The sequence below is a fragment of the Faecalibacterium sp. Marseille-P9590 genome (genome assembly GCF_017377665.1).
Taxonomy (GTDB): Bacteria; Bacillota; Clostridia; order Oscillospirales; family Ruminococcaceae; genus Faecalibacterium.
This window is the reverse complement of record NZ_JAFREF010000011.1, coordinates 1-12,416: the sequence shown is the minus strand read 5'-3', so window position 1 is coordinate 12,416 and position 12,416 is coordinate 1. Positions and strand designations below refer to the sequence as shown.

Here is a 12,416-nt window from a genome sequence, read left to right as displayed (position 1 = left end):
GTATGTTCCATTAGAAAAGAAGAACCTATCAGTCAGAGTCTGAGTAAGGAAAATAGGAGGTATTTTTTATATGGCTATCCAAACGGTAACAGATGCCATCCGCTATGTAGGAGTGGATGATAACACATTGGCACTCTTTGAAAACCAGTACTCCGTCCAGCCTATGGGAGTGAGCTACAACTCCTATGTCATTCTGGATGAGAAGATTGCCGTGATGGACAGCGTGGACGCACGGGCAGCGGAAGAATGGCTTTCCAATGTGGCGCGGGTGTTGGAGGGGCGCAGCCCCGACTATCTTGTGGTCACACACATGGAGCCGGATCATTCCGGCAGCCTCATGCGGCTGGCACAAAAGTACCCGGAGATGAAGATCGTGGGAAACGCGAAAACATTTACCCTGATCAAGCAGTTCTTCGGCACAGGTGCATTGTCGGAAGACCGTATGCTGGAGGTTGGCGAAAGAGATACGCTTTCCTTGGGTTTGCACCGGCTGCGCTTTCTGCTGGCGCCGATGGTACACTGGCCGGAGGTGATGACGGCGTATGAGGAAACGGAAAAAATCCTGTTCTCGGCGGATGCCTTCGGACGCTTTGGCTCACTGGAACGGACTGCCCGTGCCCCCTGGGTGCCGCAGGCCCGACGGTATTATTACAATATTATCGGGAAATATGGCGCACAGGTGCAGGCTCTGCTGAAAAAAATCTCCGCGCTGGAGATCAAAACGATCTGCCCGCTCCATGGCCCCATGCTCACAGAAGACTTGGGGGAGTACCTGCGGCTCTATGATCTCTGGTCACAATGGAAACCGGAAGAACCGGAGGGCATCCTGATCGCTCACGCATCCATCCATGGAAATACTGCCCATGCGGCGAAGACCCTCAAGGGTAAATTAGAGAAAAAAGGCGTACAGGTCAACATCTGTGATCTCACTGTGTCAGATCTTTCCTACGCTGTTGCCAGTGCGTTCTACTGCGGGAAGTTGGTTTTAGCCAGCGCCACCTATGACGGAGAACTGTTTCCGCCCATGAGGGAGTTTTTGGAACATTTACGGACAAAGGGATTCCGAAACCGCCGGGTTGGCCTTATTGAAGACGGCTCTTGGGCACCTGCTGCCGCGCGGCTGATGCGCACCAAATTGGAGGAGATGAAGGATATCCACCTTTACGAAACGGTAGTGTCTCTGCGTGGTGCATTGAACCAAACCAGCGAAGCGCAGATGGACGCTCTGGTGGCTGAGCTCTGCGCAGAATAAGCTGCAATAAACCGCAGCTATTTTCGTACAGATGATGGTCTTACTCATCTGCTTTATGTCCCAAGGGCAGAGTACCGTCATCTCAGGTTGAGGTCACGATGTGGTGTGGGGCGAGACCGGAGTCTTGAGAATACCCAAACAAAGGAAAGGAGCTGACAGATATGGCAGCTATGAACATGAATCAGGAGCAGTTTGAGCAGGCGATCCGGGAGAAAAAGCCCGTTTTGGTGGATTTCTGGGCGCCCTGGTGCAGCTACTGCCGGAGGATCGGCCCCGCGTATGAGAAGATCGGAGAGGAATACGCGGACAGCCTCGCCGTCGGCAAGATCAACATTGACGAGGAGCCGCGGCTGGCGGGGGCCGAGGGAATCGAGGACATCCCAACTCTGGTGCTGTACCGGAACGGAAAGGCCGTGGATTCCATCATCGCGCCCGGCTCAAAGGCAGAAATCGACCGTTTCATTCAGGAAGCCTTGGCGAAATAACGGAGGGTTCAGATATGAACAACAATCATGTTTATGATATGCTCGTGGTGGGCGGCGGCCCGGGCGGCTACACCGCCGCCCTGTACGCGGCACGGGCGGGGCTGGACACCATCGTGCTGGAAAAACTGTCCGCCGGTGGGCAGATGGCCCTGACCGAGCAGATCGACAACTACCCCGGCTTTGAGAACGGGATCGACGGCTTCTCTCTGGCGGAGAATATGCAAAAGCAGGCGGAGCGTTTTGGGGCACGCAGCGAATACGCGGAAGTTCTCCGCATGGATCTGACGGCGGTTCCCAAGCTCGTGGAGACCAGCGAGGGGATCTTCCGGGGGAAAACCGTGGTGCTGGCCACCGGCGCAGACCCCAGAACGCTGGGCGTGGCCAGAGAGACGGAGCTGTTGGGCCGGGGCGTGGCCTACTGCGCCGCCTGCGACGGGATGTTTTACAAGGGCAAAACGGTGGTCGTGGTGGGCGGCGGCAATTCCGCCGCGGCAGATGCCCTCCTTCTCAGCCGCGTGGCGAAAAAAGTGATCCTCGTCCACCGCAGAGACACCCTGCGGGCCACCAAGATCTATCACGAGCCGCTGGCACAGGCCGAAAACGTGGAATTCCGTTGGAACAGCGTCGTTTCCGCGCTGCTTTCCGGGGACAGGCTGACCGGCGTCCGCCTGCGGGACACCGTCACCGGTGAGGAAAGCGTGGTGGACTGCGACGGCGTATTTGTCAGCGTGGGCCGACAGCCCGCCACGGCGCTGGCGGTGGGTCAACTGGCGCTGGACGGCGGCGGCTATATCGTGGCCGGAGAGACCACGGAAACCAGTATTCCCGGCGTTTACGCCGTGGGCGACGTGAGGACGAAGCCCCTCCGTCAGGTGGTCACCGCCGTGGCGGACGGCGCGGTGGCAGTCCACATGGCGGAGAAATATATCGCGGAAAACCGATAAGGGAGGTAGATTGAAAAAGCCATGTTTAAGGTCAGGCCGGATACGACCGCAGTGGGGATGCCGACATATCTGCAAGGCAAACTGCCAGAGTGATGGCAGATAAGATAACCCATGTAAGATCGGGAGATATGTTGTCTCTCCATATCCAGTCCACACAACAGTGAGCAACTGAACACAAAACACAGCCACAGATGTACTCTGCGGCTGTGTTTTTATGCGTAGTATTACCGCGTGACAAGCGGTTTTACTGTGACGGCGTCACATAATTTGAGAAAATCGGCTTCGAGGCAGCTTTTGGAGCACAAGCCCTTTGTGGTTGTTGACAGAGAAAAAAATATAGGTATAATAAAAGCAAAATAATAAGATTCATTCTTGCATTTGGAGAGTTGGCGGTATGCCAAAATACGCAGAGGAGATATTGGCCGCCGCAACGGAGCTGCAGCAGCATCCCAAGGCGGAGCAGGTGTTCCTGGAGATGAAAAGGGAGCATCCCAGCATCGCTCTGGGTACGGTATACCTGCCCCCCATGCCGGGAGCAGGAAAAGACAATCTTATGGAGGAGAAGTATCATGAACGCTAACGTATCTCTTCGGCTCAACGAGCAGATCAATAAGGAGTTCTACTCCGCCTATCTGTATCTGGACTTTGCCAACTACTACGCCGCCGTCGGACTGGACGGCTTTGAGAACTGGTACCGGGTACAGGCGCAGGAGGAACGGGATCACGCCATGCTGTTTTATCAGTATTTGCAGAATAACGGCGAGGACGTCACCTTTGAGGCTATCGCAAAGCCGGAGTGGGAACGAGGCGACCACATGGCCCCGCTGAAAAAAGCACTGGAACACGAGATGCTGATCACCGCCAGCATCAATGCCATCTACGCCGCCGCATACGAGGTCAGGGACTTCCGCACCATGCAGATGCTGGACTGGTTCATCAAGGAACAGGGTGAGGAGGAGAAGAACGCCGCTGACCTCATTACCAAGATGGATCTGTTCGGCGGTGACAGCAAGGGGCTGTATATGCTAAACAGCGAGCTGAAGGCACGGGTCTACACCGCGCCCTCGCTGGTGCTGTAAGCCCCGCGTGTCTGCGGGCTTTCGCATCAGGCAAAAGGCAGACTACATACAGGTGGCCTGCCTTTTCTTCCACCAGACGGTTAGAAACGACTAACTGTGTATAAAACAGAAAGGACTTCAGAACTTGAACAAGGAAAAGGAGATCGAAACCGTTACCCTCATGGTGCGCCGGTATTGTTGTGGCGTGCATGGGACAAGGGGCGAGGCGCTTTGTCCGGCGTGCAATGCACTGCTGGAATACGCCAGAGAGCGGCGGGACAGATGCCTGCACGGGAAAATTTAGTGGCACTTTGAATCCTTTCCGAGAGGCACAATGGCGTTTCTTACTACAACTGCATCGGCACTGTCTCTTTTCTCACAGCTGCTTATGCTTCTGTCCCGGATGGCGAAGCTGTTCGGCGTGTTTGCGTAAGGAAGGAGGCGGCTCATGCAGAGTATAATAAATAAGCAGCGCCCGCCGGGAGATCTCCCGGCGGGCGCTGCTGTGTTCAGAGGAACGTTATTTTTCTTGCCTTACTTTGCGGCATCCACCAGCACACCAACGTAGCCGGCAGTATCCACCAGCGTGGCACCGGAAACGGCGTCCACAGCCTTTTCATCTTTGCTCAGAGCCTCGGCGTCGGCAATGCTCATGCCGTTCACGTGGTTCTGGATGGCGTCGTAGTTGGCATCCAGCGAAACGGTGGAACCAGCCTTTTCGGCCATCATCTTGCTGTAGTAATCGGCGTTGACCCGCTTGGACATCAGCACCTTGCCCTCGGCGTAGCCTGCGCCGAAGTCAGAATCGGAGTTGGGCACGCCGACGACCCCGGCGTCCGAACCGGCAAACTGGAACTCGTCAATGTAGCTCAGCACGATGGTGTCCCCGGCGGTGGCGACAGCGCCGGAGGTGAAGCACTTGGTGCCGTGTGCGGCCCCATAGACCACATTCAGCTTCAGGTCCTCGGAGCTGCCGTTGAACTCCACGGCCTGAGTGGTCTGGGCGTTTTTGGCGGCATCCACGATGGCGGAGAGATAACCGGCGGTATCCACCAGCGTTGCGCCGGAGACGGCGTCCACAGCCTCGGCACCCTTGGCGGCCACATCCTCCAGCTCGGAGATGGTCTTGCCGACAGCAAAGTTCTGGATGGCGTCGAAGTTTGCGTCCAGAGCGACCGTGGAACCGCCCTTTTCAGCCATCATCTTGCTGTAATAATCGGCGTTGGCCCGCTTGGACATCAGCACCTTGCCCTCGGCGTAGCCTGCGGCAAAGTCGGAGTCGGAGTTGGGCACGGCGGTCACGCCTGCATCGGTGCTGGTGAACTGAAAATCGTCGAGGTAGGCGGCGAGGATGACGTCATCCTTCACCACAGCCACCGCTTCGGTGAAGCACTTGGTGCCGTGGGCGGCAGCATAGGCCTGACCGATCTGGATGCCGCCTTCCACCGGGACGATGGCGGCGGGCTCAGCGGGGGCTGCGGCAGCAGAGTCGGCGGGGGCTTCTTCGGCCAGCTCCACACCCAGTGCGGCGGCAACGGCCTTCCGGACGGCCTTGGTGGTCACCGTGGCACCGGCAACGCCGTCGATGGCGGGGCCGTTGGCGGCCACGACCTGCTTGGACAGCTCTTCCAGTGCAGCGCCGCCGATGCTCTCGGTCTCCTGTGCGCCTTCCAGCTTGCAGTCGGTAACGGTGCCGTTGGCATCCACGGTCAGGGTGGCGGTGACAGCACCGCCAAAGCCTTCGGCAGAGCCGGTCTTAGTCACACCAGCGGCGGTGGAGCTGCTGCCGCCGCCGCAGGCGGCCAGAGAGACGCCAACAACGAGGCTCATGGCCACGGCAGCGCTCAGTTTGCGGATGATCTCCTGTTTCATGGGTCTTTCCTCCAGAGAAAAATCGGTTTGTGTTCGGTCCCCAGAAAAGGTCATATCTTTTCAAGGATGTTTACAAAAAATAACATATTTTGTGAGGTGCTGTCAAGAGATTTTAGCACAGACTTCGTGAAGAATGATAAATTGGTGTCAATTTGTGACGCTGACGGTATACGAAGCGAACGGACGGTCTACGCTGTTAGTAATTCCTGAATGGAAACCAAGCAAGCAGTTTTGCCACTTTCAGTCCCAGTTAGTACTTCAATATTACTATGTTTTGGAAATCGGCACAACCATATAACCGTCTTTGATGAAACTATTTTTGTTTCATCGATGACATTGTACCAGCAAGCAGTGCAGACGTATATACATCTGCTTATTTTGCGTTGCAAAACGCTTGCTGGAGAATGCCCCAAGCCCCTTTAATCTGCATTTTCCAATGCAGGCTGCGCATCCCTTCGGGACGCTTTTTACCCCGTGATGTGCTCTGGGTCGTTCAAAACTTGCATGAGGTGAGAAGCGGCTTCTGCAAGAGAATCGTACTTCATCTGTTCAGGAACAGGCGCATCCAGAAGCGTAATGCCCCATTTCTGCATACATTCCGCAAGCTCCTTCTGCGCCAGCAGTGCAGCTTCCCGGCGCATTTCCGGGGAAGTGTTTCTGTCCAGAACGTAGGCAGTATTAAATCTGCCGTTGCGATCTTCCGTCAACTGCACCATGGAGTAGTGTTCCTCCCAGTAGTGGCAGTACCAGACTCTGCCGCCGATGTTCGCCATGTCATGATGCAATTCTTCTTCGCTGCTCCATTGCGGAGTTTCGGACAAAATGCGCTCCAGTTCCGAAAGAGCCTGCTGTTCTTCGTCCGATAACTTCTGACGGTGACATTCACGGTATAGGTCGTTCTGCCAATACGGACTCAGCTTTCCATTCCGGGCATCTTCCGTTGCATCTTCGATATTGGGTAGAATTGTCATGTCGTTCACCTCAAACACTCACTGTTAGCGTTATGTACACGCTTATAGTGTTGATTATAGACTATTTGAGGGCAAAAAGAAAGAGCGTCAGCACGTTTGCTGGCGTTCTTTGACATAGGTGTTATTTTGTAATATAGGGAATGTTGTCGGTGTATGCATTCAGAATGTCAATGGCTGCTTTCTTCTGCCCCGGTGTGAGCTGGCTCAGCTTTCTGCTCAGTTCGTCATCTGCCACATGGGATGCGGATGGAACGGAATCCCGGATCAGCACATCAGCAGATACGTCCAACACCTCTACGATTCGGATAAAGGTTTCCAGTTTGGGGATTTTTACTCCGCGCTCTAAATCTCCAACATAATTTGCCGACAAATCGACCCGTTCTGCAAACTGTTCAATCGTCCAGCCTTTTTCCTTGCGCTGTTCTCGTATTCGTTGACCCAAAAGCGTATTCATAGCGACCTCACATTCTAATTGTGTTTGTTACACACAAATAGCATACCTATCGCAATTTTTGTTATACACAATCCAATAGCGTTTACTCAACGCCATCTGGATACTTTTTGGACGAAAAATTTTTGTGCGTATCTTTGGTCAAAAAAGCAATGGTCTTTTGGGACGGTACATGGTACAATAGCAAACGTTGTGCCCCTTGGCACATGAACGAAGGTAAAAGGAGCTGCTGAACATGGATACGATCTATCTGCTGCCCGGTGAGGAACGCTGTGTTGATTTTCGAGATGCCAATGGAGTCCCGAAGGTACACTACACCTACTGCTCTTTCCGTGGCAGGCTTTTCAACTGCACCTGCTGCACAAAGGATGAAGCCCAGCGGCTGTGTGAAGATTGGCTTATAAAACAGGACCGCTGCTATATAAACTAAAAAAGCCGTCGAGGACGCTTCCCAAGTAGGAAAGCTCCTCGGCGGTATTCGTTTATCGAGTCTGGGTTTTCTCGGTGGTGTCCTTTTCGTCTGCAAAAAAGCGTTCTACGTTTTTCTGCGCACGAACCAGTTCTTGCATCTCGTTCCGTGCCTTGCGGTAGTCCGGGTAGGCGGCTTTCTTCTTGGTCAGCAGTTCTGCAAACTCCGCATCCAACTCCTTGACCTTCGGCAGCTTTTGCAATCCTGCCTCGTCAAAGGCAGCCTTCGCCGCCTTGTGCAGGGTGATCTCCTCCCGGTGAGCTTCCAAAAACTTTTTACTGTACCCCGACTTGCGGTAGGCATCATAGACCGGGCGAGTCTTGGCATAGTTGATAATGTGGGTTTTCCGGACGGCGATTTCGGCCAACCTCGTTTCCGCCGCCTTGATGGAATCGCCCATGGCATGATAGCGTTCCGTTGCCGCCACTGCACGTTCCCGCAGTTCCTCGGCACTACTGATCTTCTGCTCCTGTAAAAATAGCAGCGTCTTGGACATCTCCTTCAGGTTGAACTTGGTCGCCCACCTTTTGTAGCCGACACTTTTGCCCTCTGCCATTTTCCCCTGAATATCCACCAGCAACTGGAAGGGCTGTTCTTTGGGCAGCTTTCTCTGGTACGGCTGGTGTTTCGCTTTGCCCTCTAGCACTGCCTTGATTTCTTCCTCACTGTACCCGGTGCCCAGAGTTCGGAATCGAATAAAGCGTTTCTGCCCCTTGCCCTTTACCGCCGTGTGCTTGCCACGCTTCGCCTCATATCCCTGCTGCTCCAGCTTTTGCAGAAAAACTTCAAAGTCCTTCGGCTTTTCCGCAAGGATGGTGTCGATGATTCCACACAGGCGGTCACGGTTGCTCTCCTTTGGAGGATAGAGAACACGCTTCTGCCGCTCCCGGTAGGGTTTCTTCTCAATGACGGACAACTGGTGTTCTAAGCAAATCAGGTCGCTCAACCGCTGCACTGCCAACGCCGAAAAGAAAAAATCCCGGAACTTTCTGCTGCCATCCAACGCTGTGGAGTTGAAGATCATATGGTTGTGGATGTGCTGCCGGTCAGTGTGCGTTGCCACTACAAAGGCGTGCTTGCCCTTGGTAAAACGCATGGCAAGTTCGTAGCCCACCTTGTTAGCCTCTTCTGCGGTGATCTCACCGGGCCGGAAGGACTGCCGTATCTGATAAGCGATCACATCGCTTTTCTGCCTGCGTCCGTTCACAAGGTCGTACTGCCGCTTGGTGAGCATAAATTCTTCATCTGCCGTCAGGGCGCTGCAAGCATAGCTGCTAACATACTGCCCATGCTCGGTCTTGTCCGGGTTTTCAATATAGTCCGTGCGATTTTTCAGGCAGGCCGCAACGGTCATGCCCTTGTTTTTGTGCAGCGCAATCAGCCGTGTTGCTGCCAGCATCATCACCCCCTATTGCAAAGAAAAAATGCCGCCCGGAGGCGGCATTGAGATCATTTGGATATTTTTTCGTAATCGGCAGCACCCGCCAGATACATTGCCTTGTATCGGGCACATTCCAACTCGTTGCAGATTTCATCTAAGGCGAGATATTGATTCCACGCTTCTTTGCTGATAACGCTCTGCAAGGCTTCCTCAGCTGCTCGTTTGGCTTTTTTCAGTCGCAGATACTCTTCATCCTCACCCAGCATCTCAGAAAAAATCGTGCTGTTGTGTTCAAAATAACAATCCTCTATCCTCTGTTTGGGGTCGTCCGGCAGCATAGGGTTCATCAAGCGAACGTCCAGGCCGATCTTTCTGCCGTCGTTTGTGACGCAGAGCATATTGTCCACGGAGGCATCTACTGCACCGGAGTGGATTTCTGCAGCACGTTTGCTCAGTTCCTGCACCATTTCCTTTTGAATCTCGGACGGCTTTGCCACCACAGTTTCAAACTTTGCTTCGGGCACAGGCAGATGGAGCTGGTCGCTAGTTTTAATGTCCGCAACCTCCTTGAACATGGACATCAGTTCCGGGAGGTTGAAGAACTTGGCAAATCTCGTTCTCGCCCGATAGCCTGTACCTTCGGGCTGGACTTCGTCAAGAGGTTTTCGGTAATTTTTCTAAATTCATCAGGTTGTCCGCAAGGAAGCCCCTTGTGACCTCATGTCTGCACATATCCTTGAACATCTTTTCAATTGGCTTTTTGGCAGTTTCGGACTGCTTCACACACACAATAAAGGTGGTCTTGCCAATCTGTACCGAATAACTCGAATTCTGATTTTCCATTCAATTCCTCCTTAAATCGTCATTTTCCCAATTTGGCTGGCAGACTGGCAACTGTGGGTGTACCATGATTTTCTTGCCAGCCAAATTTTTCTGCCAGTCAAATGGCTTATTCCATCCAAAAGACCTTTTTACGGCCTTCCACGATCTTGCTTTTCAGGGCATCGCCCAGTTCCCGCTTGGCATCTCGGACAGTTCTGCCGGGGATGCCCCTTTCCAGTGCAGCCTTGTCGATGTCCTCGCTGAGCACCTGCTTTCCTCCGGCAAGCAGGGTGCAGATCAGGTCTTTGGCTTGCTGGGTCTTGGTTTCCCGCTGCGGCTCGATGCCGGACAGCATCTCGTCTGCGGTAATGTCGTACTCGCCGACCCAGCGGAAGCCACCCTCGTCCCCCAGAGAGAACGCCAGTGACGCTCCCGGCGGGGCAAGAGAACTTTTCTCGTGGGTCAAGATGCGCATGGTGGGGTCGTGCTTCAGCTTGCCGATGAACATGACGCTGCGCACGGCGGCAGCAATGTCGATGGAGCCGAGGCCCCGCTGCAAGCTCTGCATTCCAGCGGCCTTGTTCAGATGCCCAATCAGCAAAATAGCGCAGCCTGTTCGCTGCGCTACCTGTCCCAACCGCATGAAGATGGGCCGGACTTCATTCGCCCGGTTCATGTCCACATCGGCACCGAGATACGCCTGGATCGGGTCGATGATGACCAGTCGGGCGTTGTTCTCAATAATGGCTTTTTCAATTCGTTCATCGGAGAGCGTCAACTGCACCTCGCTGTCGTCAATGACCAGCACCCGGTCAAGGTCTGCCCCGGCTTCGATCAGGAGGGGCTTGACCGTATCGCCCAGACCGTCCTCTGCGGTCTGGTAGATCACGTTGAAGGGTTCCATGCGCTCCATGTTGGGCAGCAGCTTTCCGTTGGTGCAGGCAGCGGCAAGGTGCATGGCAAAGTAGGTCTTGCCCTCGCCCGGATTGCCTTGTAGCACACTGAGTTTTCCAAAAGGCAGATACGGCTTCCAGAGCCATTCCACCGGGGTCAGTTCCACGTCGCTCATGCGGATAATCTTGACCGTTTCCGGTTTTGACGGCTCTTTCGGCACGATGCTTTTGAAATAATTGCGGTTCGGGATTTCTGCCCGGTGCACGAGAACTTCGTTCCAGTCTTTCATGCAGGGCTGGATGCGGGTCACGCTCACGGTGTCCGGCAGCAGAGCAGCCAGCCGCTTGCAGGCATCCTCTCCGGCTTTGTCAGCATCCAGACAGAGGAACACCCGCTCCACGTCCGGGCGTTCAGAAAGAAATTGCCGCAGCGCCTTGCCCGACACCCCGCCCAGCGACAGATAATTGTGCTGCTGCCAGTTTTTCGGGAACAGTTCGATGAAGGACAGCAGGTCGATGGGGGCTTCAAAGACCAGCAACTGTTTGCCGGTGCCACGATGGGCAAAGCCAAACGCCTTTTCTGCACCGGCTGCATCCTGCCGAAACTTTTCCCGAATCCCACGGCTGCTTGCGTAGCGGGGATGCCCGTCTGCATCCCGCCCCACAAAAACCACGTTGTGGTGGGAGGAATCCTCGTAAATATCTCCGGCGGCGATGAAGAAGTTCACCAGTGATGGACTGAGTTTCCGCTCCTGCGTCAGGTAATTCAAGATGTTGGCGTTGGTGACGTTCCGCAGCGGCAAACGAAACGCCGGAGAGGGGGCGGGGTCAGCCTCCGGCTGGGCTTTGCCCGGCTCTCCGGTCAGCATCTGCACCGCTTCGGGGAAGGACTTGCCGTAAAATTCCATCACAAAATCCACCGGAAAGCCACCCTTGCTCTGGCTGTGCCGAAACCATTTGTTTCCGCAGACGGTCAGACTGTCGTGGGCTTTCCAGCGGTATTCTTTTCCGCTGCGCACCAGCGTTTCGCCCTGTGCCCGGAGAAATTTTTCCAGATCCACCGCATTAGCTTTGTCAATCTGGGCTTGGGTGTAGGTCATGCTGCTCCCTCCTTAAAGCTCCTGTGTGTGATTTTTCGCTTCCGTTTTCTTTGTGGTCTGCGCCGCCTTGGCTTCTTCCAGCTTTTTCAGCACTGATTCCTTCTCCGGGGTCTTGCCGCCCGGTGCGGAAAGCTGCTGCTTATTCAGCACCATGTCGATATACTTGCGGATATTTTTCAGTGCGGAGACGTCCGGCTGCAAGGTTTCCAGTTGGGTGTGCAGCTCTGCGCTGCCGGATTGCAGTGCAGAAAATTCGGCATTCAATGCCGAAAAATCTACCGCTGTGCTGCCGTTCAGCTTCATCAGGGTGCGGACGGCTTTGTTGAACGTGTCCAGTTCCTCCTTGTGCTGGGCGGCGTAAGCGTCCTTGGTCAGCTTGAAGTTCTTCTTCATAAAGGCATCATGGAGGGGCTTCAGCTTGGCATGGACGGCGGCAGCGTCCTTGATCTGGGCAACTGCCCGCATACGGTTTTCGTTCTGTTTCAACTGCTTGCGGAGAGGAGCGGCGGTCTGGTTCAGGTTAGAAATTGCGGTATCCAGATCCTCGATGGTGTTCAGAGAATGGGCTTTCAGGTAGTCCACCGCTTGCCGAATCTCCTCAAAGTCCCGGACAGTGCATTTCAGTTTTGCCTTGCCAGACCAATCGCTGCGCTGCTCGTTGCAGAGATTGAAGTAGTCCACCAGCAAATCAGAAAGCGTGGGTTCTTTTGCTTTTTCT

The 12,416-nt window shown here is 54.4% G+C and carries 13 protein-coding genes and 1 pseudogene; 6 read left to right on the top strand and 8 right to left on the bottom strand.

What is annotated here, in order from left to right; translation table 11 throughout:
• Window positions 1-70: 70 nt before the first annotated feature.
• The 5 genes from J3349_RS11255 (at window position 71) to J3349_RS11235 (ending at window position 3,760) form a co-directional block, all read left to right on the top strand.
• The gene (locus tag J3349_RS11255; protein WP_207677465.1) at window positions 71-1,252 is read left to right on the top strand and encodes an MBL fold metallo-hydrolase; all 1,182 of its coding nucleotides are present in this window, start codon (window positions 71-73) and stop codon (window positions 1,250-1,252) included.
• A gap of 161 nt (window positions 1,253-1,413) precedes the next feature.
• A complete protein-coding gene (gene trxA, locus J3349_RS11250) occupies window positions 1,414-1,737 on the top strand; it encodes a thioredoxin (protein WP_005921771.1) in 324 nt (107 codons plus the stop codon).
• 14 nt (window positions 1,738-1,751) lie between these two features.
• Entirely contained in the window at window positions 1,752-2,681 is a 930-nt protein-coding gene (gene trxB, locus J3349_RS11245; RefSeq protein WP_207677464.1) for a thioredoxin-disulfide reductase, read from the top strand.
• Between the two features lie 394 nt (window positions 2,682-3,075).
• Window positions 3,076-3,261 (top strand): hypothetical protein, encoded by a 186-nt coding sequence (locus tag J3349_RS11240; protein ID WP_186825153.1) that lies wholly within the window; start codon window positions 3,076-3,078, stop codon window positions 3,259-3,261.
• On the top strand, window positions 3,248-3,760 hold the full coding sequence (locus J3349_RS11235) for a ferritin (RefSeq protein WP_207677513.1): 513 nt from the start codon (window positions 3,248-3,250) through the stop codon (window positions 3,758-3,760). Before J3349_RS11240 ends, J3349_RS11235 begins: the two co-directional genes overlap by 14 nt.
• Before the next feature lie 513 nt (window positions 3,761-4,273).
• On the opposite strand, the gene J3349_RS11225 is transcribed toward J3349_RS11235, so the two are convergent.
• The 3 genes from J3349_RS11225 to J3349_RS11215 all read right to left on the bottom strand — a co-directional run bounded on the left by J3349_RS11225 (window position 4,274) and on the right by J3349_RS11215 (window position 7,036).
• Complete coding sequence (locus J3349_RS11225) at window positions 4,274-5,611, bottom strand: FMN-binding protein (RefSeq protein WP_117506318.1); 1,338 nt, start codon at window positions 5,609-5,611, stop codon at window positions 4,274-4,276.
• Window positions 5,612-6,078: 467 nt separating this feature from the next.
• Window positions 6,079-6,582: a hypothetical protein gene (locus J3349_RS11220; protein ID WP_207677463.1), complete on the bottom strand. Its 504-nt coding sequence runs from the start codon at window positions 6,580-6,582 to the stop codon at window positions 6,079-6,081.
• Between the two features lie 121 nt (window positions 6,583-6,703).
• Window positions 6,704-7,036 (bottom strand): helix-turn-helix transcriptional regulator, encoded by a 333-nt coding sequence (locus J3349_RS11215; protein ID WP_005921759.1) that lies wholly within the window; start codon window positions 7,034-7,036, stop codon window positions 6,704-6,706.
• A gap of 232 nt (window positions 7,037-7,268) precedes the next feature.
• Between J3349_RS11215 and J3349_RS11210 the strand changes: the two genes are divergently transcribed.
• Window positions 7,269-7,463 (top strand): DUF3873 family protein, encoded by a 195-nt coding sequence (locus tag J3349_RS11210; protein ID WP_156075293.1) that lies wholly within the window; start codon window positions 7,269-7,271, stop codon window positions 7,461-7,463.
• A 52-nt stretch (window positions 7,464-7,515) separates the two neighbouring features.
• Here the strand turns inward: J3349_RS11210 and J3349_RS11205 are convergent, their stop codons facing one another.
• The 5 genes and pseudogenes from J3349_RS11205 to J3349_RS11185 all read right to left on the bottom strand — a co-directional run.
• The gene (locus J3349_RS11205) at window positions 7,516-8,898 is read right to left on the bottom strand and encodes a relaxase/mobilization nuclease domain-containing protein (RefSeq protein WP_207677512.1); all 1,383 of its coding nucleotides are present in this window, start codon (window positions 8,896-8,898) and stop codon (window positions 7,516-7,518) included.
• Between the two features lie 53 nt (window positions 8,899-8,951).
• Window positions 8,952-9,464: a hypothetical protein gene (locus J3349_RS14100; RefSeq protein ID WP_242699632.1), complete on the bottom strand. Its 513-nt coding sequence runs from the start codon at window positions 9,462-9,464 to the stop codon at window positions 8,952-8,954.
• A gap of 73 nt (window positions 9,465-9,537) precedes the next feature.
• The gene (locus tag J3349_RS11195) at window positions 9,538-9,726 is read right to left on the bottom strand and encodes a transposon-encoded TnpW family protein (protein WP_098924812.1); all 189 of its coding nucleotides are present in this window, start codon (window positions 9,724-9,726) and stop codon (window positions 9,538-9,540) included.
• Window positions 9,727-9,832: 106 nt separating this feature from the next.
• Complete coding sequence (locus J3349_RS11190; RefSeq protein ID WP_207677462.1) at window positions 9,833-11,698, bottom strand: AAA family ATPase; 1,866 nt, start codon at window positions 11,696-11,698, stop codon at window positions 9,833-9,835.
• A 12-nt stretch (window positions 11,699-11,710) separates the two neighbouring features.
• A pseudogene (locus tag J3349_RS11185) lies at window positions 11,711-12,416 on the bottom strand (conjugal transfer protein); the annotation flags it as partial.